Origin of the sequence: Streptomyces sp. NBC_01546, from assembly GCF_045208355.1 — a bacterium.
Classification (GTDB): Bacteria; Actinomycetota; Actinomycetes; order Streptomycetales; family Streptomycetaceae; genus Streptomyces.
This window is the reverse complement of sequence record NZ_CP109379.1, coordinates 7,062,912-7,087,413: the sequence shown is the minus strand read 5'-3', so window position 1 is coordinate 7,087,413 and position 24,502 is coordinate 7,062,912. Positions and strand designations below refer to the sequence as shown.

22 protein-coding genes and 3 pseudogenes are annotated in these 24,502 nt (G+C 69.8%); 13 read left to right on the top strand and 12 right to left on the bottom strand.

Features of this window, described 5'->3' with window-relative positions; genetic code table 11:
* Positions 1–25: 25 nt before the first annotated feature.
* From OHA89_RS32355 to OHA89_RS32345, 3 genes are all read right to left on the bottom strand, one after another.
* Entirely contained in the window at positions 26–1,042 is a 1,017-nt protein-coding gene (locus OHA89_RS32355) for an ABC transporter substrate-binding protein (protein WP_257557724.1), read from the bottom strand.
* A gap of 65 nt (positions 1,043–1,107) precedes the next feature.
* A complete protein-coding gene (locus tag OHA89_RS32350; RefSeq protein ID WP_257557722.1) occupies positions 1,108–1,884 on the bottom strand; it encodes an amino acid ABC transporter ATP-binding protein in 777 nt (258 codons plus the stop codon).
* Positions 1,881–2,843: an amino acid ABC transporter permease gene (locus tag OHA89_RS32345; protein WP_266612538.1), complete on the bottom strand. Its 963-nt coding sequence runs from the start codon at positions 2,841–2,843 to the stop codon at positions 1,881–1,883. The genes OHA89_RS32350 and OHA89_RS32345 overlap by 4 nt, the downstream gene beginning before the upstream one ends.
* A gap of 391 nt (positions 2,844–3,234) precedes the next feature.
* Here OHA89_RS32345 and OHA89_RS32340 point away from each other — a divergent pair, with 391 nt between their 5' ends.
* The gene (locus OHA89_RS32340; RefSeq protein ID WP_406367721.1) at positions 3,235–3,810 is read left to right on the top strand and encodes a rhodanese-like domain-containing protein; all 576 of its coding nucleotides are present in this window, start codon (positions 3,235–3,237) and stop codon (positions 3,808–3,810) included.
* Positions 3,811–3,839: 29 nt separating this feature from the next.
* Here the strand turns inward: OHA89_RS32340 and OHA89_RS32335 are convergent, their stop codons facing one another.
* Complete coding sequence (locus OHA89_RS32335) at positions 3,840–4,391, bottom strand: winged helix-turn-helix domain-containing protein (protein WP_266611280.1); 552 nt, start codon at positions 4,389–4,391, stop codon at positions 3,840–3,842.
* Between the two features lie 825 nt (positions 4,392–5,216).
* Between OHA89_RS32335 and OHA89_RS32330 the strand changes: the two genes are divergently transcribed.
* The 7 genes and pseudogenes from OHA89_RS32330 to OHA89_RS32300 form a co-directional block, all read left to right on the top strand.
* Positions 5,217–6,419: an acyl-CoA dehydrogenase family protein gene (locus OHA89_RS32330; RefSeq protein ID WP_406367720.1), complete on the top strand. Its 1,203-nt coding sequence runs from the start codon at positions 5,217–5,219 to the stop codon at positions 6,417–6,419.
* A gap of 129 nt (positions 6,420–6,548) precedes the next feature.
* Positions 6,549–7,007 (top strand): Rrf2 family transcriptional regulator, encoded by a 459-nt coding sequence (locus tag OHA89_RS32325; RefSeq protein WP_257557714.1) that lies wholly within the window; start codon positions 6,549–6,551, stop codon positions 7,005–7,007.
* A gap of 163 nt (positions 7,008–7,170) precedes the next feature.
* Complete coding sequence (locus OHA89_RS32320; RefSeq protein ID WP_353962671.1) at positions 7,171–7,242, top strand: putative leader peptide; 72 nt, start codon at positions 7,171–7,173, stop codon at positions 7,240–7,242.
* Between the two features lie 261 nt (positions 7,243–7,503).
* Positions 7,504–8,613 (top strand): aliphatic sulfonate ABC transporter substrate-binding protein, encoded by a 1,110-nt coding sequence (locus tag OHA89_RS32315; protein WP_257557712.1) that lies wholly within the window; start codon positions 7,504–7,506, stop codon positions 8,611–8,613.
* Positions 8,614–8,647: 34 nt separating this feature from the next.
* Positions 8,648–9,442: an ABC transporter ATP-binding protein gene (locus OHA89_RS32310; RefSeq protein ID WP_257553662.1), complete on the top strand. Its 795-nt coding sequence runs from the start codon at positions 8,648–8,650 to the stop codon at positions 9,440–9,442.
* Complete coding sequence (locus tag OHA89_RS32305; RefSeq protein ID WP_266611273.1) at positions 9,429–10,331, top strand: ABC transporter permease; 903 nt, start codon at positions 9,429–9,431, stop codon at positions 10,329–10,331. The genes OHA89_RS32310 and OHA89_RS32305 overlap by 14 nt, the downstream gene beginning before the upstream one ends.
* 38 nt (positions 10,332–10,369) lie before the next feature.
* Positions 10,370–10,831, top strand: a pseudogene (locus OHA89_RS32300) (SUMF1/EgtB/PvdO family nonheme iron enzyme); the annotation flags it as partial.
* Positions 10,832–11,251: 420 nt separating this feature from the next.
* On the opposite strand, the pseudogene OHA89_RS32295 reads toward OHA89_RS32300, so the two are convergent.
* Positions 11,252–11,374: pseudogene (locus OHA89_RS32295) on the bottom strand (acyltransferase); the annotation flags it as partial.
* Between the two features lie 5 nt (positions 11,375–11,379).
* On the opposite strand from OHA89_RS32295, the gene OHA89_RS32290 reads away from it, so the two are divergent.
* On the top strand, positions 11,380–12,372 hold the full coding sequence (locus OHA89_RS32290; protein ID WP_406368668.1) for a chitinase: 993 nt from the start codon (positions 11,380–11,382) through the stop codon (positions 12,370–12,372).
* A gap of 75 nt (positions 12,373–12,447) precedes the next feature.
* Here OHA89_RS32290 and OHA89_RS32285 read toward each other — a convergent pair whose 3' ends face one another.
* A complete protein-coding gene (locus tag OHA89_RS32285) occupies positions 12,448–13,092 on the bottom strand; it encodes a CatB-related O-acetyltransferase (protein ID WP_257557697.1) in 645 nt (214 codons plus the stop codon).
* 344 nt (positions 13,093–13,436) lie between these two features.
* On the opposite strand from OHA89_RS32285, the gene OHA89_RS32280 reads away from it, so the two are divergent.
* Together OHA89_RS32280 and OHA89_RS32275 are read left to right on the top strand one after the other, a co-directional pair.
* A complete protein-coding gene (locus tag OHA89_RS32280) occupies positions 13,437–13,793 on the top strand; it encodes a hypothetical protein (protein ID WP_257557692.1) in 357 nt (118 codons plus the stop codon).
* 123 nt (positions 13,794–13,916) lie between these two features.
* A complete protein-coding gene (locus tag OHA89_RS32275) occupies positions 13,917–15,737 on the top strand; it encodes a glycoside hydrolase family 15 protein (RefSeq protein ID WP_266611271.1) in 1,821 nt (606 codons plus the stop codon).
* Positions 15,738–15,758: 21 nt separating this feature from the next.
* Here OHA89_RS32275 and OHA89_RS32270 read toward each other — a convergent pair whose 3' ends face one another.
* The 6 genes and pseudogenes from OHA89_RS32270 to OHA89_RS32245 all read right to left on the bottom strand — a co-directional run bounded on the left by OHA89_RS32270 (position 15,759) and on the right by OHA89_RS32245 (position 21,293).
* Entirely contained in the window at positions 15,759–16,421 is a 663-nt protein-coding gene (locus tag OHA89_RS32270; RefSeq protein ID WP_406367719.1) for a hypothetical protein, read from the bottom strand.
* 88 nt (positions 16,422–16,509) lie between these two features.
* A pseudogene (locus OHA89_RS32265) lies at positions 16,510–17,067 on the bottom strand (pectinesterase family protein); the annotation flags it as partial.
* Positions 17,068–17,604: 537 nt separating this feature from the next.
* The gene (locus OHA89_RS32260; RefSeq protein ID WP_266611267.1) at positions 17,605–18,237 is read right to left on the bottom strand and encodes a hypothetical protein; all 633 of its coding nucleotides are present in this window, start codon (positions 18,235–18,237) and stop codon (positions 17,605–17,607) included.
* Between the two features lie 8 nt (positions 18,238–18,245).
* Positions 18,246–19,937, bottom strand: a complete 1,692-nt coding sequence (locus OHA89_RS32255; RefSeq protein WP_266611265.1) for a carbamoyltransferase N-terminal domain-containing protein — start codon at positions 19,935–19,937, stop codon at positions 18,246–18,248.
* Positions 19,938–20,011: 74 nt separating this feature from the next.
* Complete coding sequence (locus OHA89_RS32250; RefSeq protein WP_406367718.1) at positions 20,012–20,506, bottom strand: GNAT family N-acetyltransferase; 495 nt, start codon at positions 20,504–20,506, stop codon at positions 20,012–20,014.
* Positions 20,499–21,293, bottom strand: a complete 795-nt coding sequence (locus OHA89_RS32245) for an SDR family NAD(P)-dependent oxidoreductase (protein WP_215144856.1) — start codon at positions 21,291–21,293, stop codon at positions 20,499–20,501. Before OHA89_RS32245 ends, OHA89_RS32250 begins: the two co-directional genes overlap by 8 nt.
* A gap of 632 nt (positions 21,294–21,925) precedes the next feature.
* Between OHA89_RS32245 and OHA89_RS32240 the strand changes: the two genes are divergently transcribed.
* Positions 21,926–22,684 (top strand): thioesterase II family protein, encoded by a 759-nt coding sequence (locus tag OHA89_RS32240; RefSeq protein WP_266611259.1) that lies wholly within the window; start codon positions 21,926–21,928, stop codon positions 22,682–22,684.
* A 103-nt stretch (positions 22,685–22,787) separates the two neighbouring features.
* On the top strand, positions 22,788–24,479 hold the full coding sequence (locus tag OHA89_RS32235) for an ABC transporter ATP-binding protein (RefSeq protein WP_266611257.1): 1,692 nt from the start codon (positions 22,788–22,790) through the stop codon (positions 24,477–24,479).
* Positions 24,480–24,502: the final 23 nt, after the last annotated feature.

Here is a 24,502-nt window from a genome sequence, read left to right as displayed (position 1 = left end):
GTGGCGCGGCCCGGGGGCCGGGGATTCAGGAGTTGGTCACCGGCAGGCCCGGCGGGTCGACCTCCGAGGTGGTGACGGCCTCGTTGGACAGGTTCCAGGCGGCGAGCAGCTGCGCGTACTGGCCGTCCTTGATCAGATGGTTGATCGCCTCGGCCACCGGCTTGGCGAGTCCGCTGTCCTTCTTCGCGGTCGCGGCGATCAGGCCTTGGAGCGACTCCCCGGCCCCGGAGAAGGAACCCGCGCTGCGCGTGGGGGCGTTGCCGCTCGCGCTCTGGGTGATGTGGTAGGCGATGGACGGGTTCGGGCCGAAGCTGAGATCGATCTTCTTGCCGCTCAGCGCCAAGGCGGTGCTGTTGGCGTCGGGGAAGTACTTGACGGTGAGGTCCTTGCCCTCCGCCTGGAGCTTCTTCTGCCACTCCAGCAGGATCTTCTCCTGGTTGGTGCCCGAACTGACCGCCACCGTCTTGCCCGCGAGGCTGTGGAAGTCGTTGCCGAAGCTCCAGGGGTTGTCCTTCAGGACCTCGAAGGCCAGGTTGTCCTGCCGGTAGGAGGCGAACTCGTACTTCTTCTTGCGCTCCTCGGTGACCGTGACGTTCGTGAAGGCGACGTCGACCTTGCCACTGTCGACACCGAGGAAGACGTTCTCCCAGGTGGAGTTCTTCACTACCGGCTTGAGCCCGAGCACGGCGGCCACCAGCCGGCCGAGGTCCGGTTCCGCGCCGGTCAGGGTCTTCTGGTCGGTGCCGACGTACGCCAGCGGCGGGAAGCCGGCGGGCAGCGCGCCCACGCCGATGACGAGCTCACCGCGTTCGCGGACGGCCGCCGGCAGCTGCGCGCGCAGGGCCTCCACGGCCGGGACGGTCAGCTCGGTCTGCCGGGCGGCACCGTTGGACACCGCGCCGATGGTGACCACGTCCCCACCTGCCCCGGTGGCCTCGGCGTCGCCGCCGCACGCGGTGAGGCCGGAGGCGAGCGCCACGGTGGCGGTGGCGGCGCCGAGGCCGCGGACGAATCTGGTGCGCAGGGAGGGTCGGCGTTGCATGGTGTTCCTTTTCGGTTCAGGAAGGGCGGGCGGGGCGGGATGGGATGGGGTGGGGCGCGTGGAAGTCAGAGCACCTTGCTCAGGAACTCCCGCGTACGGGCATGGGCGGGCCGGTCCAGCACTTGCTCGGGCGGGCCCTGTTCGACGATGCGGCCGCCGTCGAGGAAGACGACCTCGTCGGCCACCTCGCGGGCGAAGCCGATCTCGTGCGTGACGATGACCAGCGTGGTGCCGCCGGTGGCCAGGTCCTTGATCACGGACAGCACCTCGCCGACGAGTTCGGGGTCGAGCGCGGAGGTGGGTTCGTCGAAGAGGATGACGCCGGGCCGCAGCGCGAGGGCGCGGGCGATGGCCACGCGCTGCTGCTGGCCGCCGGACAGCTGCCGCGGATAGGCACCGGTCCGGTCGCCGAGCCCGACGCGCTCCAGGAGTTCGCGCGCCAGGGCCCGGGCCTGCGGCCGCGGCAGCCTGCCGGTGGCCACCGGGGCCGCGGCGACGTTGTCCAGCACGGTCAGGTGCGGGAAGAGGTTGAAGTTCTGGAAGACGAAGCCGATCCGGCCGCGCTGGGCGAGGATCGCCCGCTCGCTCAGCTCCTTCAGCCGCCCGCCGTGCCGCTGTACGCCGATCAGCTCGCCGCCCACGCTGACGTATCCGGCCTCCGGCTTCTCCAGGTGGTTGATGACCCGCAGCAGGGTGGACTTGCCGGAGCCGGAGCGGCCGAGGATCGCGGTGACCGTGCCCGGCCGCAGCGTCAGGCTCACCCCGTCCAGGACCTGCTGGTCGCCGTACCACTTGTGCACGTCGTGGACCTCGATCGCGGCGGCCCGCGTGATGGTGGTCATCGCGCCGTCTCCTTTCGGAAGCGGTCCCGGAGGTCACGCAGGCCCGTCCGGGCCCGCTGCAGGGGGGTGGGCGGTACGGTGCGCAGCGCGCCGCGCGCGTAGTACCGCTCGACGTAGAACTGGATGACCGACACGACGCTGGTGAGGACCACGTACCAGAAGGTGGCCACCAGCAGCAGCGGCACCACGTCGCCCGGGTAGGTGCTGCCCAGGCTCTGCACGGAGCCGAACAGGTCGAGCAGCGACACGTAGAAGACCAGCGAGGTGGCCTTGACCAGCCCGATCAGCTGGTTGACGTAGGCAGGGACGATGGAGCGCAGCGCCTGGGGGAGGACGATCCGGGCGAACTGGTACCGCTTGGGCAGCCCCAGCGCGGCCGCCGCCTCGTGCTGGCCCTGGTCGACGGAGAGCACACCGGCCCGTACCACCTCGGCCGCGTACGCCGCTTCGTTCAGGCTCAGTCCCACGACCGCCACGACGATGTCGGTGGCCAGCCGCGACTCGTCGAAGGTGAAGAAGGCGGGCCCGAAGGGCACCCCGATGCTCAGGGTGGGGTAGAGGGCGCTGAGGTTGTAGAGGAACAGCAGGACCACGATCAGCGGCACTGAGCGCAGCAGCCAGATGTACGTCCAGCTCACCGACCGCAGTACGGGGTTCGTGGACAGCCTGCCGAGGGCGAGCAGGATGCCGCCCGCGAGGCCCAGGACCGCGCTGTACGCGGCCACCTGGAGGGTGATGAACAGGCCCTCCAGGATGACCGGCCGCACGAACCAGTACGCGAACCGGTCCCACTGGTAGAAGGGATTGGTCAGCAGCCCGTGGGCGGCCTGGGAGACCAGCACCAGCACGATGGCCGTGGCGATCCACCGCCCGGGCCGGCGGAGCGGGAGTACCCGCTCGGCCGGCCCGGGCGGTCCCGAGGACCCTGCGGGCGCGGTGAGGACATTCGATTCGGTCACGGACACGTGAGCAGCTTCGATAAACCGAAGAATCGCTGTCAACGGTCCCGATATCGATATCCACACAAGCGTGCGGCAATTTCATCCGCCGTACACAAAACGCCTGCCGTTGAAATAAATCCGGGGTTCCGTTCGCAGCCAGGAGAGCTGGTCGGCGGAGTACCGGAAATTGGCACGCTCATGACGGGTGTGTTGCAGCCGTGCGAAACCTCGCCGGGGCTCCCGATCCTTGATTGGTGATGAGGTACGTTCGCCAGCGTGCCTCGCCCCGAACCCACGCCCGAGGCAGGGCCGAAGCGGGACGGCAGCAGGCCCACCGCACCGCGGACGGGTCCCGGACCGTCGACGGTGCCACCCTCGCTACCCCCCTCTGCCAAGGATCTGATCCGCCATGAGTGACTCCGTCACCACGCTGAGCGTCAGCGAGGCGCAGTCCCGCCTCCACGAACTGACCGTCGTCGATGTCCGCACTCCGGCCGAGTTCACGTCCGGCCATCTGCCGGACGCCGTCAACGTCCCTCTCGACCGCATCGGGCGGGCGCTGCCGGAGCTCCGGCAGGCCGCCGGGCACAAGCCGCTTCTCCTGGTGTGCGCCTCGGGCGCCCGCTCGGACAACGCCGCCGGGACCCTGGCTTCCCATGGCATCCGCGCGGCGAGTCTGACCGGCGGCACCACGGCCTGGGTTGCCGATGGTCACGGGCTTCAGTACCCGGACGGCCGGCCGCGGGCCGTCTGGGCCATGGAGCGCCAGGTCCGCTTCACCGCGGGCAGTATCGTGCTACTGGGCTTGGCCCTGGGCCTGTTCGTCCGTCCGGCGTTCCAGCTGCTGTCCGCCGCTATCGCGGCCGGTCTGGTGTTCTCCGCCCTCACCAACACCTGCGGCATGGCAGTCGTACTCGGCAAACTGCCGTTCAACCAGCGGGGGAAGGATGCCCTGGACACCGCACGGGAAACGCTGCGGGGCTGACCCCGCCGCCAACGAGCCGGCCCTGGGCGCTACTGGTGGTCGGGAACGTACTTGTAGCCGACGCGGCGCACGGTGGAGATGCGGTCCCGGTAGGCGGGACCGAGCTTGCGGCGCAGCCGGGCTACGTGGACATCGACCGTACGGCCGTCACCGATGTGCCCGTAACCCCAGATGCCCGAGATGAGGGCATCACGCGTGTGAACCGTGTACGGATGGGCCACGAGATGGGCCAGGAGGTCGAACTCCAGGTAGGTGAGATCCAGTTCGCACCCGTCGACCTCGACCAGCCGACGTGCGCGGTCGACCCGGATGGCGTCGTCGAGCTGGACGGGGTCGGGGTGCGGGGCCGGTTCCGGCTCGGGAACCGGAAGCGTCCTGGGCTCGAGGGGGTGGACCTCCGGACGCACACCGTGCGCCGTCATCAGTGCCACCGGGTCGACGTTCGCCGGCAGGAACACGAGGTATCCGACGCGGCCGCCATCCGTCCCGCCGGCGGGAACACCGGGCGGACGGTCGCCGACCAGCTGGAGGCGGAGGGCTGGGGAACGGCGGACGGCGGGTGCGGGAATTGCGGTGGTCACGATGAGCCCCTTCGGCTGCTCGGAGTGAGGTACGGATGCCGGGTGTTCGGACACGACAGGGCATGGGGTCTCCGTGCCGGATTCGACCGGGAGAGTCGGCGCGTCGCGGGCCGGGAGGACCCGTACGGCTCACAGGGCCGGGGGCACGAAGACGCGCGACGCGGAGAGAAGCGGCAACCGGAACACCGGAGCGCGTCGAGGAAATGCCCTGGCGAAGAAGCCCTAAACAGGTCGGCAGACGGCGCTGGCGACGAGACGGAAGTCAACGTGCCTGCGGCGTACGAGCAATGGCTGCGACGGGGACATGGTCACATCGTGAGGTGCGCGGCGGGCACGCGTCAATACTTCCCTACTGATTACATAGGGAATGTCCGGGCGAGGGCCTGGCCACCCCTGCCGCCACAGCGGATCTCCGCCTCGGCGAAGGCTCGCCGACAGGCATCACATCAGGCGAACCCCCTGAGTGCACGCACTCCCTGACAGAGGATCCGCCGGCGACCCAGCCGCACAACCCGGCCACTGACCTGCGGCGTCTTTCATCCCGAGATCGAATTGTCCACGATTCGGTCACACTCTTGCCCGGAACGCAGCTTCGGACGAGTATCCCTATCAATCCGATGGGAAAAGTGGGGAACCGGTGAAGTGCGTCCGGCCACGACGCTGATGCTGAACGGACAAGCACGCCTCCCACACCGCCCAGCAACCGGCCGACGCCACACAACAACGTTCCGGAGTAGCCGACATGACCACCGCCAGCCCCCATGGCACCACTGTCCGCCCAGCCCCTGCGCCACACAGCGGCACCGGGGTCTGCCGGTGACGCCCATGCGGACGACACCCAGCCCTGCCGGCCCCCGATCCGCCGATGAGCGGCGCCGCGCGCTCCTGCGTACCGCCCGCGACGTGGCGGACGACCTCGCCGCGGACGCCATCGCCCGCGATCAGGCCGGCAAGCCGCCGACCGACGAGGCTGCCCGGCTGCGCGAGGCCGGCCTGCCGGCGGCCCTCACCCCGCCCGGGCCCGGCCGCGGGGCGGACTGGCGTACGGGATGCGCCGTCATACGGGAGATCGCCGCAGCGGACAGCTCTGTCGGCGACGTACTCGCCCGCCACTACGTACACGCCTGGAGCGGACGCTTCTACGCGAGTCACGAGCAAGCGACCGCCCTCGAAGAGGAGTCGGTGCGCGAGCGGTGGCTGTGGACCGGGGCGGTCCGCACTCCCGCACCGGGCGGCGACACCGAGGGACCGGACCTCACACTGAGGCCGCGCACCACCGGCTACGCGCTGAACGGGCGCCGTTCCGTGGACACGGCGGTGGCCGCGGCCGACCAGATCGTGGTGGATGCCGTCTGCGCCGCGACCGGTGACGTCCTGGTCGTACGGATCCCAGCCGGCGCACAGGGCGTGACCGTCGAACCTGCCCACGATCGCCTCGGGCAGCGGGTCGCCGGCGCGGGCGAGGTCGTCCTGGACAGGGTCACCATCACGCCGGTGCAGGTGCTGGGCCGCCGGCCGCACGACGAGGAGTCGACAGCGCCCTTCACCGCGCTCGCGGAGCCGGCGCTCCGGCTGGCCCTGTGCCACGTCGGCCTCGGCATCGCCGAGGGCGCCCTCACCGAAGCGCGCGACCTCAGCAGGGGCGGCCGCGCACACCGGCTGCCGGGTGAGGACCCTGACCTCTTCCTGACGTACGGGGAACTCGCCTCTGCCGCTCAGGCGGCCACCGCCGTGGTCGACCGGGCGACGGAGGTGATGGCACAGGCCCTCGCCACGGGTGCGCAGCTCGATGCCGAGGTACCCGCGGGCGTCGCCGCCCTGGTCGCCACGGCCGAGGCCGTGATGTCGAAGGCCACCCTGCACATCACGGCCCGGGTGCTGGAACTCGCCGATGCCCCCGGCCTGGACCGGTTCTGGCGCAATGCCCGAGTCCTGACAGCTCACCGCCCGGTCGCGCACCGCCTGCGCTCCATCGGCGAGCACTACCTCAACGGATCCCACCGCGCGGTGGCGGCGGCCTTCCATTGACCCGCATGGCACCGCTCAGGTCGCGGATCCGCGACCTGATCCCCACGGCTGCCGGGCACGAGTACCTGCCCGGCAGCGGGCGGCCACCCGCGACCGACGCCGGCCCAATCCATGCCGGATAATGTCCCTATGCGGATCTCAGCCAGGGCGGACTATGCGGTACGTGCCGCGCTGCAGCTTGCCGCGTCACAGGATGACGGGCCGGTGAAAGCCGAAGCCATCGCCGACGCCCAGGACATTCCGCACAAGTTTCTCGAAGGCATCCTGAACGACATGCGCCGAGGCGGTCTCGTGCTCAGCCAGCGCGGCGGCAACGGCGGCTACCGGCTGGCCAAGCCCGCCCAGTCCATCAGCATCGCGGACGTCATCCGCGTCGTGGACGGACCGCTCGTCTCGGTGCGCGGGGTCCGCCCACCGGACCTGTCCTACACCGGCCCCGCCCAGTCGCTACTCCCCCTGTGGATCGCACTGCGGGCCAACGTGCGCGAGATCCTCGACGGCGTGTCGCTCGCCGACGTCGCGTCGTCCGACCTGCCCTCCGACGTATCGGCACTGGCCGATACCCCCGGGGCCTGGACCAATCCCTGACCCCCGCCCCACCTGCACGTTCTCACATCACGAGATTTCCGCGTCCACCATGCGGTCAACCTCTTGGGGCGGGTGCCCACCTCTGCCAATATGCCTACCAACCAGGTAGGAAAACTAGGAATTCAGTGAGGTGGCCGTGCGAACACTGCACCACGCAGGCCGGATGCTGCCTCTGACCTCCCGCCGACACATCGACCTGGTCCGTACGTCCAGCGCCATCTGTCGGACCGGCTGACACCCTTCGCCGGGCCTGGCTCCGCGTAGTGCGCCACTCGGCGCTGTCCCCGTCCGCTCTCCGCCGGCCGGGCGGGCCCCTCGGCCGACCTCACCGATCGCGTGCCTCCGAGCTCGGGCGTCCCACACCTCTCCGTTCCTCAGCCTGCGACCGCGATCCCGCCGCCGACGGCCGGAAGTGGGTGCCGTGCGTGCCGATGGCTTCGCGTCGCCCGTCTCTCCACACCTCCTCTTGAACACCATCCCGTGAAAGGACACCTCCGTGTCTGCCGCAAGACCGCTCACCACCCTGCGCGCCATCGCCGTCACAGCGGCACTTCCCCTGCTGCTCACCGCCTGCGGCTACGGTTCCGAGGCGAAGAAGGACGACGACAAGGCCAACGTCGCGGCTACCGACGGCAAGAAGCTGTCGGCCTCCGAGGTCCGCATCGGGTACTTTCCGAACCTGACGCACGCCACCGCTCTGGTCGGCCTCCAGGAGGGCCTGATCGAGAAGGAACTGAACGGCACCAAGATCAAGCCGCAGTCCTTCAACGCCGGTCCGTCCGAGATCGAGGCGCTCAACGGCGGCTCTCTCGACATCGGTTTCATCGGCCCCTCGCCGTCGATCAACGGCTACGTCAAGTCCAAGGGCTCCAACCTGAGGATCATCTCCGGTTCGGCCTCCGGCGGCGTCAAGCTGGTCGTGAACCCGGACAAGATCAAAACCCTGGACGACCTCAAGGGCAAGAAGATCGCCACCCCGCAGAAGGGGAACACCCAGGACGTCGCGTTCCTCAACTGGATCTCCGAGAAGGGCTGGACGGTCGACCCGGAGTCCGGCAAGGGCGACGTCTCCGTCGTCCGCACGGACAACAAGGTCACCCCGGACGCCTTCAAGCAGGGCTCGATCGACGGCGCCTGGGTACCCGAGCCCACCGCCTCCAAGCTCGTCTCCGACGGCGGCTCCGTCCTCCTCGACGAGACCTCCCTGTGGCCCGACAAGAAGTTCGTGATCACGAACATCATCGTGTCGCAGAAGTTCCTCAAGGAACACCCGGACGTGGTCGAGGCCGTCCTCAAGGGCACCGTGAAGACCAACGAGTGGATCAACACCAACCCGGACAAGGCCAAGGCCTCCGCGAACGCCAGGCTCGAGGCCGAGGGCGGCAAGCCGCTCGACGCCAAGGTCATCGACCCGGCCTGGCCGAGCATCGCGATCACCGACGACCCGCTGGCCACCACGCTGAAGACGCAGGCCGACTACGCGGTCAAGGCCAAGCTCATCGAGCAGCCCGACCTGACCGGCATCTACGACCTGACGCTCCTGAACAAGGTACTGAAGGCCGCCGGCAAGCCCGAGGTCTCCGACGCCGGTCTCGGCGCCAAGTAACCCCGCAATCCAGCAACCCCAGGAGGTGACGACCATGGCCACCATGCTTGCCAAGGCTGCCGAGGGCACCGTAGCGGAGCTGACGCACGCCGCTCGCATCGAGCACGTCTCGAAGTCCTTCTCCGGCCCGGCCGGATCACAGCTCGTCCTGGACGACATCAGCCTCGATGTCGCTCCCGGAGAGTTCGTCACCATCCTGGGAGCCTCGGGATGCGGAAAGTCCACCCTGCTCAACCTGGTCGCCGGCCTGGACAAGCCGTCCGCGGGGTCCATCGAGACCCCCGGCGGCCGCCCGGCACTCATGTTCCAGGAACACGCCCTCTTCCCCTGGCTGACCGCGGGCAAGAACATCGAACTCGCCCTGCGCCTGCGCGGGGTCGCCAAGGCCGACCGCAAGCCGGAGGCCGAACGGCTGCTGGAACTGGTCCGCCTCGCCGGCGCCTACGGCAAGCGCGTCCACGAACTGTCCGGCGGCATGCGCCAGCGCGTCGCCCTGGCCCGGGCCCTCGCCCAGGACAGCCAGCTGCTCCTGATGGACGAACCCTTCGCCGCGCTCGACGCCATCACCCGCGACGTACTGCACGGCGAACTCACCCGCATCTGGGCCGAGACCAACCTCTCCGTCCTGTTCGTCACGCACAACGTGCGCGAGGCCGTGCGGCTCGCGCAGCGCGTGGTCCTGCTCTCCTCCCGGCCCGGCCGGGTCGCGAAGGAATGGACCGTGGGCATCCCGCAGCCGCGCCGCATCGAGGACGCGGACGTGGCGGAACTGTCCCTTGAGATCACCGAACACCTGCGTGGGGAGATCCGCCGCCATGGCCAGCACTGACACCACCCCGAAGGCCGCGGCCAAGGGCAGGCAGGACGACCTGGCGGGCCTCGAGGCCGGCCTGGACGCCCTCGACGCGGTCCAGACCCACCGCACACCCATCCGCGAGATCCTCCTCAAGAAGGTCCTGCCCCCGGTCCTGGCCGTCGGCCTCGTGCTCCTGGTCTGGCAGATCCTCGTCGCAACGAAGGTCACCGAGGAGACCAAACTCCCCGCACTGTCCGCGGTATGGGACAGCCTGACCGACATGTGGCTCAAGGGCACCCTGCTCGAGGTCATCTGGACCAGCGTGTCGCGCGGCCTGCTCGGCTTCCTGCTGGCCCTGGCCATCGGCACCCCGCTCGGACTGCTCGTCGCCCGGGTGAAGTTCGTCCGCGCCGCGATCGGCCCGATCCTCCAGGGCCTGCAGTCCCTGCCCTCGGTCGCCTGGGTGCCGCCGGCCGTCCTCTGGTTCGGCCTGAACGACGCCATGATGTACACGGTCATCCTGCTCGGCGCCGTCCCCTCCATCGCCAACGGCCTCGTCTCCGGCATCGACCAGATCCCGCCCCTCTACCTGCGGGCCGGGCGCACCCTGGGCGCCACCGGCCTGAGCGGCGCCCGGCACATCGTCATGCCGGCCGCACTGCCCGGCTACCTCGCCGGCCTCAAGCAAGGCTGGGCCTTCTCCTGGCGCTCCCTGATGGCCGCCGAGATCATCGCCAGCTCCCCCGAACTGGGCCTGGGCCTCGGCCAGCTCCTGGAGAACGGCCGCAACAACATCGACCTGCCCGGCGTGTTCCTCGCCATCATCCTCATCCTCGTCGTCGGCATCGCCATCGACCTGCTGATCTTCAGCCCGGTCGAGCGATGGGTCCTGCGCAGCCGCGGCCTGCTGGTCAAGAGCTGATCAGCGGTCGCGCTCGGCACTGACCAGCCGCAACACCCTCTGGCGCCCAGTTCGCCACCTTCGTCAAAGCCACCGGACACGTCACCCAAGCCGAACACTTCGGTTTCTCCTTCGTCTTCGGCGGCTTCCTGCCCGACGATGTCGCCGCCGTGGCGCCGCCCGTGGCGGCCGTCCCCTGGTGGCGAGCCGTCCCCGGCGCTGGCTGCCGCCACCCTGAGGGAGCCGGCTCGTCCGTCACCGCAAGCCAGAACCACCCCGTCATCCACGTCTCCTGGAACGACGCCCAGGCCTACTGCGCCTGGTCCGGCACCCGCCTGCCCACCGAGGCCGAATGGGAGTACGCGGCCCGCGGCGGGCTCGAGCAACGGCGCTACCCGTGGGGCGACGACCTCACCCCCGGCGGCCGGCGCATGTGCAACATCTGGCGGGGAGACTTACCCACCCTGAACACCGCGGAGGACGGTTACGAGGGCACTGCGCCGGCGAAGTCTTTCCGCCCCCGGCTTCCGCGTGGCCGCGGACAGCAGCCAGCTCTTCTTCGCCGACCAGTACGGGGAGGCCGTGTACGCGCGCTGCGCCCGTACGCGCAGCACACCGGTACGCCCACCAAACTCGCCGACGACATGGTCTACGGCGGAGGCGGCGCCCGGGACGGACTGATGACCGTCACCGGCGACACGACGACCCAGGGGTACACCGGCACCCTCACCCTCGGCATCGACCCCGACGCGGAGAGCGGGGGAGGCGAAGCCCCGGGAGGCGGCGGCCAACCGCCGAGCGGTGCGCCCGGCGGAGGCAATTCCCCGTAACGACACTGGCCTACATCGGCGCCACCACCCTCCCGGCACAGGCGCGTCCCGTGCACGTCGGCCGCCGTGTCGCCGTCGGCGGCGCGCGCGGCGTCGGGGTGCCGGCTCCCCCTACGGAAACAGCCGCGGCCTCTTCTTCGCCGCCACGTCCTCGACCCAGCCGCACAGCAGGACGGCCACCGCGAGCAGGAGCCACCCGATGCCGAACAGGAACCATTGGCTCTCCAGCGGCAGCCTGTCTGGTGACCCTGGCCTGTGCCGGATGTTCCTCGGACGGGACCGGACCACCGGGCGACGCAGGCTCGCCGACCCCGTCCGGGGCCGGTGCGTCACCCTCGACGACAGCGGCGCCGAGCACGTCCTACGCCCCCTGCGTCAGCGCCACCGCGGCCTCCGCCAACGACTCCGCCGGCTCCCTTTCGGCGTACAACCTGGCCTTCGTCATCTCGGACGGAAGTGGCTGCACGCCGAAGTGGGACGGGAGCCAGGCCATCGGTGACCCGACGGTGAAGTCCCGTATCTCGGCGCTGACATCGTCCGGCAGCAGCGTGCGCGTCTCGTTCGGCGGCGCCTCCGGCGCGGAGCTCGCAGCGGTTTGCGCCAACGCGTCCGCGCTCGCCGGTGCCTACGCGAACGCGCTCGACGCCGCCGGGGCGACGCAGGCAGACTTCGACATCGAGGGCGACGACCTCGGCGACTCGGACGCGGTCGAGATGCGCTCCAAGGCCATCGCGCTGCTCCAGAAGGAGCGCAGCGACTTGACGGTCTCCTTCACCCTGCCCGTCATGCCCTCCGGGCTCGACGAGGGCAGCCTTGCGCTGCCGCAGTCCGCCAACGACAACGGCGTGCAGGTGGCCACCGTCAACATCATGACGATGAACTACGGCGGCACGTACACCGGAGACATGGGTGACTACGCCATCGCCTCCGCCCAGGCCGCGCACGATCAACTGCAGGACGTCTTCGGCCTCTCCGCCGACGACGCCTGGCGCGGTCTCGCCGTCACCTCGATGATCGGTGACAACGACATCGCCGGCGAGACGTTCACGCTGTCCGACGCGGCCCGGGTCCGGTCCTTCGCCGAGGACAAGGGCATCGCCTGGGTGTCGATGTGGTCGACCTTCCGGGACCGGCAGTGCGAGGACGGTGACACCTCGTCGGACGACGCGGCAACGAACTGCAGTGGGGTGTCGCAGAGCGCCGGGGCGTTCGCGGAGGCCTTCTCCGGCTGAACCGCTGCGTCGGTGGGCCCGGCCGGCCGGTCACCACTGGTGTCCCGGAGTGGTGTGTGCTCCCTGTGGGCCGGCTCAGGCTCGTGGTGCGATCTCTTCGAGGTCGTCGATGGTGCCGGACATGACGACCCGGATGTGTTCGGTGAGGTGTTCTGCGGGCCAGTCCCACCAGGCGAGATCAAGCAGGCGGGCGATGTCGTCGTCGTTGTGGCGGGTGCGGATGAGTTTGGCCGGGTTGCCGCCGACGATGGCGTAGTCGGGGACGTCGTCGACGACGACGCTGCCGGATCCGATGATCGCGCCGTGCCCGATACGGACTCCGGGCATGACCATGGTGTTGTAGCCGAACCAGACGTCGTTGCCGACGACGGTGTCGCCCCTTCCCGGCAGGCCGGTGAGCAGGTCGAAGTGCTCGGCCCAGGAGCCGCCCATGATGGGGAAGGGGAACGTGGAGGGGCCGTCCATGCGGTGGTTGGCGCCGTTCATGATGAACCGCACTCCGGTTCCCAGGGCGCAGAACTTCCCGATGAGCAGTTTCTCCGGCCCGTAGTGGTAGAGCACGTTGCGGGTCTCGAACGCGGTCGGATCTTCCGGGTCGTCGTAGTAGGAGTACTCGCCGACCTCGATCAGCGGCGAGGTCACCAGCGGCTTCAGCAGCACCACGCGCGGCTGGTCGGGGAACGGGTGAAGTACCGTCGGGTCTGCGGGAAGGCGGTTCATGGCAGTCGCTTTCGGTTCGACAATAGCTGGTGAATGCTCCCATTCTGCGTATGCCGCGCGGCCGTTCATCAGCCGCGCAGCGGCCCGTTCGCGGCAGCCTGGCCCGCGGCCGACGGCCAGGACGATTCGCGCAGGGCACGCACCGTAGCCGTGGTCTCACTTCGAGTTGCCCCGTCGCGGCTGCGCCGCGCCTGATCGCCGGACCCGCACTACAGTGGCGGTACGAGGACCACCCGCATCGGATGATCAGAGAGTCCTCCTCATCGCGACCCTGAGGACGCAGGCGCCCGATCTCCCTCCGAGGTCGCGGCAAGCCGACGGTGGCGCCGAAGGAGGCCGAGCCCATGCCCCGCATCCGTCACCTGAGAATGAAGTCCGCTCCGGCACCCCGCACCGCCGGGATCGGGAGGGGCGGCTGGGTCCTGATCGGCGCCTCGGGCATCGCCCTGGGGGCGGTGTTCCACGCTGTCGCCGGTGTTGCGGAGATCGCCAAAGAGGTGCTGCGAAGAGAGCCGCGCACGGCGCACGGAGAGGGCGGATCGCCTGTCGTGGTGGCCCCCGCGCTGCCGCACGAGGCGGCCGGCTGGGTCCTGATCGCCGCGGCCGCCATCGTGGTGAGCGGGCTCTCCCACGCCGTGGCCAATATTGCGGAGCTGGCCAGAGAGATGCTGGGAGCGAAGCCGCACGCCACTCAGGGCTGAAGCAAGGCCGCCGCCGTCCCTGTCGGCTGCCCCGACCTCCGGCACGCCACATCGGCGTGGCAAGGACGACCGGGGTGAGCGATGGTGGATGCAGGGGGTCTCCTGCGAGACTCCGGAGCAACCATGGACCGCTATCCACCCATCGCTGAGCACGGCCTGGTGGGCGATCTGCAGACCGCCGCACTCGTCTCGTCGAAGGGCGTCGTCGACTGGTTCGCCGCCCCCAGGTTCGACTCTCCCAGCATCTTCGCCGCCCTGCTCGACCACGACCGCGGCGGGTACTTTCTGCTGGCCCCCGAGAACCCCGACGCGGTCTGCAAACAGCTCTACTACCCCGGCACCGCCATCCTGGTGACCCGGTTCATGTCGCCGGACGGCGTGGGCGAGGTGATCGACTTCATGCCTCCGGACCCCACCCGCACCGCCACCGACCGGCACACCCTGGTCCGCGCGGTACGCGCCGTGCGGGGCACCGTCGACTTCACGCTCGAGTGCCGACCGCGCTTCGATTACGCCCGGGCCGGCCATCAGCTCGAACTCGACGACAACGGCGCCGTGTTCCGGGCTCCGGGGATCGATGCGCACCTGCAGGCCACCTTCCCGCTGGAGCGGGACGGCGACGACGTGGGCGGCAGGGTGACGCTGAGCGCCGGTGAGTCCGGCGGCGCGGTCTTCACCGTCTGCGCGTCCGGCGGCGAGGCACCGGTCTCCCCCACCGTCGACGGGCTGACCGAACAGATCGAGGAGGTCAACCGTTTCTGGGAGCAGTGGCTGCACCAGTCCCACTACCGGGGCCGCTGGCCCGAGCTGGTCCACCGCTCGGCGATCACTCTCAAGCTCCTCACCTACGCCCCCACCGGCGCCTTGATCGCGGCGGCCACGATGGGCCTGCCCGAACAGGTCGGCGGAGAGCGCAACTGGGACTACCGCTTCACCTGGGTGCGTGACGGCTCGCTGTCCGTGCGGGCCATGCTGGACCTCGGCTTCGTCGAGGAGGCCATCGCCTTCGTCCACTGGCTCGTGGAGAGGCTGCGCGAGCGCGAGGGCAAGGACGGCGAGCCGCTGCAGACCATGTACCGGGTCGACGGCGATCCCGACCTGCCGGAGGAGACACTCGATCACTTCGAGGGCTACCGCGGTTCCGCGCCCGTGCGCATCGGCAACGGCGCTGCCGACCAGCTTCAGCTCGACATCTACGGCGAGGCCGTATACGCACTGGCACAAGGTGACGAAATCGCACAGCAGGCCAGTTTCCGGGGGTGGCAGAGCCTGGCCAGGACGATGGACTGGCTCGCCGACAACTGGGACAGGCCGGACGAGGGCATCTGGGAGACTCGCGGCGGCCGACAGGACTTCACCTACAGCAAGATGATGTCCTGGGTGGCCTTCGACCACGGGATGCGTCTGGCCGAGGTCATGCGCAAGCCCGCCGACCTGGAGAGATGGCGCAAGGCGAGGGACACCGTCTTCGACGCGGTCATGCAACGCGGCTGGAGCGAGAAGGAGCGCGCCTTCATCCAGCACTACGACAGCGACGTCCTGGACGCCTCGTTGCTGCTCATGGCGAGGGTCGGATTCATCGCCGCCAGGGATCCTGCCTGGCTGTCCACGCTCGACGCGATGGACCGCAAGCTCGTCTCCGACAGCCTTGTCTACCGCTACGACCCGGCGGCGTCGCCGGACGGACTGCGCGGATCGGAAGGCACCTTCAGTCTGTGCACCTTCCTCTACGTGGACGCACTCGCCCGGGCAGGTCGGCTGCCCCAGGCCCGGTACACCTTCGAGAAGATGCAGACGTACGCGAACCACGTCGGGCTCTTCGCCGAGGAAATCGGTCCGAGCGGGGAGCAACTGGGAAACTTCCCACAGGCATTCACCCACCTGTCGCTGATCATGGCCGCCATCACCCTCGACGAAGCGCTCGACCGGGAACAGCGACGCTGAACGGCGGGGCGTGGACGCGCCCTACGCGAACCCACCCCACACGGCGGCTCCGCTCTCCGCGTCACCGGCACCGGCACCGGCACCGGCGTCGATCCGGTACGTGTCGTCCTTCGCGTCGCGTCCGCCGGCAGCGTGGTTGTACTGGCCGGCGAAGACGTGCTCGCCGGACGGGAGGGTCCTGCCGGGTTTGAGGGTCCACCGGTAGACGAGGAAGCCACCTTCCTGGCGGACGGAGAGGTCGAAGTCCGCGGCGGGGCGGGTCCGCCAGCTGCCGGTGTCCTTCACCCCCTCGGTGAGGGCGATGCGCAGCTCGACGACGAGCGCGGTGAGCGGCTTCCTCGCCTTGAGGGTGACGTTGCTCTGTGCCCAGTAGGCGTTGCCGTGGGGGTCGACGGAGCCGTCGGCCCACAGTGGACCGTCCTCGGTCCGGCTGCCCTCCGCCGGCGGCGCCGCGCTGCCGCCGGCGGACGGGGCGGCGGACGGGGCGGCGGCCGTCGGATTCCGTGGCGGGTCCGAGGTGTGCACGACGGCGACCACCCTGAGGGCGCTCACCGTCAGGGTTCCGGCGGTGGCCAGGGTCGCGAGGACGATCTTCGGCCAGGACAGGGTGCGGGTGCGGGTGCGGTCCCGCAGCCGGTCGGCGGTGCCGCGACGGGCCATGCCGCGCTCGACCCGGGCCAGCATGCGGGCCCGGTCGGGCAGGTGGGGGGTCCGTGCTGCTGATGGAGCTGTCGGTGATGAGGATCCCGTACGGCTTGGCCGCATCGGTGTTCGGCGCGGCGAGGTATCCGCCCAGCCCGCCGGCCGCGGCGCCCCGGTCGCGCAGGGTGATGTCGACGTGGTCGTAGACGGCGGTGGCGTTGCCGAAGACGAAGTCGACGTCCCCCGCGATGAAGCAGTGGCGGAAGTACTGCCGGTACTGGCCGGTGGCCGAGGGAGCCCAGTTCAGGACGGTGTCCTGGTGCCCGATGAATCGCGAGTCGAGGTACTTCTGACGGTCGCCGGACGCGTTGACCGCCACGGCCTGGGTGTCCCTGACGTCCGGGTGCGCCGACCTCTCCCACGTGTTCTCGACCGTGACACCTGTGACGGTGATGTCGTTCGCCGAGAAGGTCGCGGTGGCACTGCCCGCGGTTCCGTACGTACCGCCTTCGGGCTTCGGCGTGCCGGAGGCGTTGTCGTAGGTGATGACGACGCCCTCGGCATTGCCGGTCGCGCCCTTGAGGGTCAGCCCGTGCTCGGAGGCAGGGACGTACACCGTCTCCCGGTAGGTGCCGCGTGCGACCAGGACGGTGTCGCCCGCGGTGGCCGCGTCGACGGCGGCCTGCACGGAACGGTGCGCTGCGGAGCCGTCGGCGGCGACCGTCAGCGTACGGTCGCCGGCCGGACCGGACGGGGCGGGAGCCTTGCCTCCGGTCTCGGTGAGGACGCCGGCGCCCGCCTTGGCCGCCAGCTTCGCCGGCAGTCCGGCGGCGGGTTCCAGTCCGGCGGTGAGGGTGGGCTTCCAGCCGACGGTGGTCTTGATCTTCTTCCCGGGGTTGGCGTCGTTGTGAGCGGCGACCAGGTCCACGGGGGCGCCGCCGACGAGGTTGCCGCTGCCCGCTCCGGTGCCGGGCACGCCGATGACGGTGGTCCGCGCCGGCACCGTGAACACCACGCGGGCGGCCTGCCTGGCCTGGGCCGCCCTGCGGGCGTCCTCCTGAGCGCCGGACGGCACCTTGGCACGGCCCCAGACGGCGGGATCGTAGGCCTTGAGGTAGGAGTCGAGCGAGTAGCCGGGGGTGAGGTGCACTGTTCACCCCTCAGTTGCCGCCGGAGCCCGAAAGGTTGCCGGGCACCCGCCGGAGCGTGCGCGGTGTTGTCCTCGTCAGAGGCGATGGAGATGCCTCAACACCGCGTGCGGCACGGCCATGTCGACGAAGGTCGCGGACGCCGGGCCCACCGCTCCGGCTCCGGCCGGGAGCACCAAGGCGGCGTCGAGCGCCGAGGCGAGAGCGGTGGCGGCCGATGCCGCAGCGAGGTGGCGGATGCCGCCGTCCTTGCCGTAGGCGATGCTCGACACCACCGGAATCCGGCCACTGTCGAGGAACACGCGGAGCACCCCCGGATCGACCCGTAGGTCCTCTCCCTCGCCCACCTCCAGGGTGCGGCCGTCCTCACCCGTGAGGCCGACCGCCAGCGTGGTGTGGTCGTTGAGGCTCCCCACCAGTCCCCGCTGTACGTATCCGGCGACATGGGTGCGCAGCGCGGCCGGGTCGTCGTCCAGCCATGCCGGGAGGTGAGGGCCGCCGTCGTGCACCAGGACGGTCCTCACCCCGCTGTACCGCAGGAACCCGATGTCACCGCAGAACGCGTGCCGCAGCTTGTCGTCGGCGAGCACGTGGTGCCCGGCCACCACGACCACGGTCCGGCCGTGCAGTTCCCTGATCCGGGGCAGGGTGGCGACGAGGGTTTCGGCCACGTCCTGGGCGGCCGGGTCGGGGTGTGCCTCCGGTGTCACGCCTCGGCTCAGCCGTCGGTCCGCTGATACAGCGTCCCGTCGCTCCAGATCCGGGCGACCCTGCCCCACTCGGCGGCGGAGGCCACGTCGGGGAAGAAGCCGTGCCCGTTGAGGTTGGCGCTGGTGTTGCACAGCACGGGGACGCCGGTGAGCCGTTGATAGGCGGACAGTACGGCGAAGAGCAGGTCGTCGTCCGCCGGGCCGACCGTCTGGAGCCGCGCGGTGCCGTCCAGGTGGATGACCGCGGGGATCCGGTCCACCCAGTCCGCCCGTACCTCGTGGTCGAAGAGCATGTGCGGGTCCGGCGTGCCGGGAGCGAAGATCCCCGGTGCATCGGCCTCGAGACAGATGGGGGCGACGGGCCGGTAGGGTTCGCGGTCCTTCACCCGGTTCAGCTCGTCCTTCATCGACGCGCTGACCGGGGCCGCGAGGATGCTGCGGCCGCCGAGTGCGCGAGGGCCGAGTTCGGCTCGTCCGTGCAGGACCACCACGGGCTCTCCGGACTCGTGGAGGATCGCGGCGAGTTCCTCCGGAGAGCATGCCGACTTCGACCAGCCGGCGGGCAGCTCGTCCGACGGCGTCAGCGCCGGGCCCAGGCGGGGGTTCCACGCGAGCGGTGCCAGGCCGTCGCGCTGTGCCCGGCCCAGAACGGCCGCTCCGATGGCGGAACCCGAGTCGTTGGGGAACGGCGGGACCCACACGTCACGGAAGTCCGGTGCCTCGCGCAGGGCACTGTTCCACTTGATGTTGAGCGCGCAGCCGCCGGCGAAGCACAGGTTCCACGGGCCGTCGCCCTTGGCGGCGCGGACCTTGGCGGTGATCCGTTCGACGAGGAGGGCCTCGAAGAAGGCGTGCACGCTCGCCAGGACGTCCTCGTCGCTGATCCCGTTCTCCGACACCCGGGCGCGGACCGCGGAGAAGAACTCGTGGATGGGAGGCACGGACCGCTCGAAGAGACTGCCGTACCCGCCGACCGTCTCGCGGTACTCCACGGAAGCCGGCTCATCGCTCTCGAAGACCCGGTGGAACTCTTCCCGCAGAACCGTGACGACGCTCTCGTCCACCCGGCCCAGCGCGATGTACGCCATGAGCTTGCCGGCGACCGAGAGGTCGTCGACCGTGGGTGACTGGACGGTTTTGCGGAAGGGCCCGAAGTGGTGTCCCGCGATGGCGTACGCGTGGCCGATGAGGGGGAAGAGTTCACCCAGGTTCTCCACGCCGCCGCGCGGGTCCGCCCAGTAGAGGCGGGGGAAGAGTCCGCCGTCCCAGACCAGGACGAAGGAGCCTTCGTCGCGCTGGGCGAAGGGGCTGGATACGTAAGCGCTCGCCACGTGTCCCGCCGCGTGCGGGAAGCTCGTGTACGGGTAGGTCCTGCCGTCCATCGGGAACGTGCCCGAGACGCTGGGCGAATCGAGCGCCGGGCACGCGGCCGACTCCCGGTAGGGACCGACCACGATCTCTGTGGGCACCCCCTGGTCAAGGAGGGAAACCGTTCCCGAGACGTCTCCGTCCCAGCCGTCGACGACCCACTGGTCGACGTCCTCCGGCTTGTAGCCGAAGTCGGAGAGGACTCCGGGGATCAGGCTGAAGTCGGCAACAGTGCTGTAGCGCAGACCGTTCCCCAGCTTCTCCATCTCAACACTGAACACGAGACGGTCGTCGTCGACCAGGGCGACGGCACCATCATGCGTGAGTTTCAACCCGCAGATTATCAACTGGGTTACTCCTTGGTCTGCTTGAGTCGGCACATGGGCGTGCTTCGGTTTCCGGACTGCTAGGAGTTGAGCCTCAACTGGTAGAGGCTGGATTTTCGGCCCGGACGGAAAAGAGTGCGCCATTCGTCACGGGTCTCGCTCGCCGGGACTTCTCTGAAGCCCAGCTTCCCGAACCATTCCCCGCCGTGCCGGGTCAGGGCCAGCAGAGAGCTGTAGCCCAGTTCTCTGGCGGTGGTCTCGGCAATTCCGACCAGATGCCGGCCGATTCCGCTGCCCTGCCGGTCGACCGCAATGCACAGGTTGTAGACGACCAGGCTGCCGCCGGACGGTGTCACCCCGGCGCAGCCGACCAGCCGGTCCCCTTCGCAAGCGACCACGAAGTCCTGCGATGTCGCGGCGATTTCGGCCAGCGGGCGGGCGACCAGCAGGCCCTGCTCGACGAACGGGGCGGAGAGCAGAGCGATCTGCTCCGCGTCCTCGGGGCGCGCGGGTCTTGCGACGAGCACGTCCGGCGCGGTCACACGCCGGGAGGCGGTCAGCACAGACTCACGCACCCTCCGCACCACCCGGCGGGGCGGGCGGGCTACCGGCGAAGCCGAGCCCGAAGTGCTGTTCGACCGGCATGAGTTCGATCATGTTGACGTTGACGCGGGCGGGCTGCGAGAGACACCAGGCCACCGCCTCGGCCACGTCGTCGGGGGTGAGCGGCTCGATGTCCCGGTAGAGCGCGTCGGCGCACTCCTCGTCCCCGTCGTAGCGGACCTTGGCGAACTCGGTCTTCGCCATACCCGGCGCCACGCAGCTCACCCTGACGCCCGTGCCCTGGAGGTCGACGCGCATGTTCAGCGACAGCTGGTGGACGAATGCCTTGGTGGCGGCATAGACGTTTCCGCCCATGTACGGGTAACTCGCCGCGATCGAGCCGATGTTCACCACGTGCCCGGACCCGCGGGAAACGAGCCGGGGAAGTACCAGGCCGCTGAGGTTCAGCAGACCGGAGATATTCGTGTCGATCATTTCGCGCCAGGAATCGGCACTGCCCGACTGAAGGGGGCCGAATCCCCGTGAGAGGCCGGCGTTGTTGACGAGCACCGAGATGTCACGGAATTCCGGAGGCAGCTCGTCGAGGGCCCGGGCCAGCCCTTCTCGGTCGCGGACATCGGCGACCACCGGCAGAATCGCTCCTGTGGAGTCCTCGTCCGCCAGGATCTTCAGACGGTCCGCTCTGCGAGCCAGAGCCACCACGGAGTAGCCCCGCCGGCACAAGACCTGTGCAATTCTCCTGCCGAAGCCCGATGATGCTCCCGAGACCACGGCTACGCCGCGCTTTTCCTGCGCCATGCACACCCCCTCGGCCCCGTTGCGCTGTATCGCCACGAAACCTTCACGCGTTCATCCCACACCCCCGTCAGGGGTGGGGTTCTGGACACCTGCTTCGGCGGCATCGGGATCTCCTTGCACGCCGACCGGCCAGAGGTACGCCTCGTTACGTCGAAACACCCTGGCCGACAAGGCTCCAGGTCGACCGACCTCTTACCTGTAAATTCCTGGCCAGTGAATCACGGGCCGATGCGACTCAACCACGTGACCTACGGCACAACTCTCTGAACTCGAGGGCCTGGTGAGGGCTCTTCCATTTCACTTCCAGGCGATCGGAAGCGGAGCTCTAGGCAGACTCGACCGGGATCATAAATCGTGGCATGGAGAGCCCATGGGGAAGCCCGTGGGGCTGCGATGATGGACGGCCGATATTCACCTGTTGACATTCCAAGTCCATTCCGTGATAGGAATGTTGGCGACGAGGCTGGGGCCTGTGTATTTCGAATCGAGTTTCACTCGAGGGGCAGTGCAAGACGCCCGCTCCCCCAACTTCTCATACGGCGTCCACCGTTGAACGCCACCCTCGACTGACAAGGGAAACAGTGTGCCTCCATTCAGAAGCGTCGCATTCGCGTGTCCGTCTTAGCCCGGCTGTGAAGCCGGTGCCCCTCGTGGAGTGGGACCCGCCGCACACCGCGAAGGCGCTGCTGGTGTGCCTGCCCCACGCGGGTTCCGGCGCCTTTCAGTTCCGCCCCTGGCAGGAACTGCTCGGCCCGGACATCGCGCTGCTGGCCGTACAGCTGCCGGGCCGCGAGAGCCGGTGGCGCGAGGAGCCCGCGACCGGCATGGCGGAGGTGCTCGACGAGCTGGCGCCGGCCCTCGCCGCCCGGCTCGACCTGCCCTACTTCGTGTTCGGCCACAGCATGGGAGCTCTGGTGGGGTACGAGCTCGCCCGCGCCCTGGGCCGGGAGCACGGCCGGTGGCCCCGCGGATTCGTCGCCTCTGCCTGCCGGGCCCCGGAGGACCAGGGAGAGCCCTCCGGCTCGCTTCGGCTGACCGACCAGGAGCTCGTCGCCGAACTGGTCGCGGACGGCGCCGTGCCCGCCGCCTTGGCCGCCAACAGCCGCCTGGCCGCTGCGGTGGCGCGTCCCCTGCGCGGCGACATCGCCATCTGCGACTCCTACACGCCACCCGGCGAGGACACCCTCCTGCCCTGCCCGGTCGGTGCATGGCGGGGCCAGGACGATGCCGGCGTGACGGACGAACACATCCGCAAGTGGCGTGCCTGGTCCGCCGGTACCGGCACCGTGCGGACCTTCCCCGGAGACCACTTCTACCACCACGCCGACCCACGCCACGTGACCGCTGAACTGAGGGCGTTCGTCCTCGGTCTGCTGCCACCGCACAGCTGACCGGGGACGCTCCCCAGCGTCCCCGACGGCACAACCGCTCAGTACCCCTCAGCCCCCGCCCGCCCCGGTCATCCGGGACGGGACCACCCCGAAGGAATTCGCATTGCCAAGCAACGATCCGCTGCCCGAGCTGGGAGATCCGGACCTCCGATCGCCCCGGCACTATCTTCGATGGCTGATCGGCAGGCAGTCGAGCACACTGTTCCTCGGGGTGTTGTGGGGCTGCCTGTGGATGGCCAGCATGGGCCTGACCCCCTTCGCCATCGGCCGGGCCATCGACGCCGTCTCGGAGCAGGACACCGACCGGCTGCTGGTCTGGACCGGCGTCATCATCGGGCTCGCCCTGGTGACCACCGCCGGCAGCGTCCTGCGCCACCGCTGTGACACGATCGGCCGGCTCAAGGCCAACTACCTGACCTTCCGCCTCGTGGCCGCGCAGGCGGTACGGCTGGGCGCGACCCTGCCCAAGCGGATCTCCGCCGGCGAGGTCGTGGCCATCGGCACGGCGGACATCACCCGCATCGGCGCCCTGCCCGGGGCACTCGCCCGCGGCATCGGCAGCGCGGTCACCGTCGTGCTCGTCGCCATCGTGCTGCTCTCCACCTCGGTCACCCTCGGCCTGCTCGTCCTCATCGGCGTCCCCGTCCTCCTCGCGGGCACGGGCCCGCTGCTCAGCCCCCTGCACAAGCGCATCGGCAGTTACCGCGACCTGCAGGGCGACTTGACGAACCGGGCCGGCGACATCGTGTCCGGTCTGCGCGTGCTGCGCGGCATCGGCGGCGAGGCCGCCTTCGGCGAGCGCTACCGCAAGGACTCGCAGCGGCTGCGCCAGGCCGGCGTCCACGTGGCGAAGGTCGAATCGGTGCTGCCCGCCGCCGAGGTGCTGCTCCCCGGCATCTTCGTGGTGGCGGTCGTCTGGATCGGTGCCCGCCTCGCCGTCGGTGGCGGTCTCTCCGCCGGTGAACTCGTCGCGGCCTACGGATACGCCGCGTTCCTCATGCTGCCGATGCGTACGGCGACTTCTGCGGTGCAGTCGTTCGTCGGCGCCGATGTGGCGGCGCAGCGCGTCGTGCGGGTACTGGCCCTCGAGCCCGACGCCGGCTCCGACGCCGCACGGGCCGACCTCTCCGAGGCGCCCGACCTGTACGACGCGGACTCGGGGCTGCGGGTCCGGCCGGGGCTGATGACCGCGATCGCCGCCTCCACTCCGGAGGAGGGCGCCGAGATCGCCGAACGGCTCGGGCGCTACGCCCCGGGTCAGGTGACCGTCGGCGGCGTACCCCTGGACTCGCTGCCGCTGGAGCAGGTGCGCGACCTCGTCCTGGTGGCCCGCAACGACGACACCCTCTTCTCCGGTGTCCTGGCCGAGGATCTGGGCGGACGTTCGGAGCAGGTGCGGGCCCAGGCCCTGCACGACGCCAACGCGGAAGACATCGTCGAGGCCCTGCCGGACGGTCTGGACACCGTCGTCACCGAAGGGGGCTCCGCCTTCTCGGGCGGTCAGCAGCAGCGGCTCCGGCTGGCGCGCGCGCTGGCAGCGCAGCCCCAGATCCTCGTCCTGGTGGATCCGACCAGCGCCGTGGACGCGCACACCGAATCGGTGATCGCCGAACGGCTCCACAGGTCCAGGGCCGAGCGCACGACCGTGGTCGTGAGCAACAGCCCGCTGTTGCTCGCCCAGGCCGACGAGGTCGCCTACGTGGAGGACGGCAAGGTCGTCGTGACCGGTACACACCGTGAACTCGCCACCGGTGCGTCCCAGTACGCCGCCGTTGTCATGCGGGAGGAGACGTGACCGTCACCGTCCCCCGTCCTTCC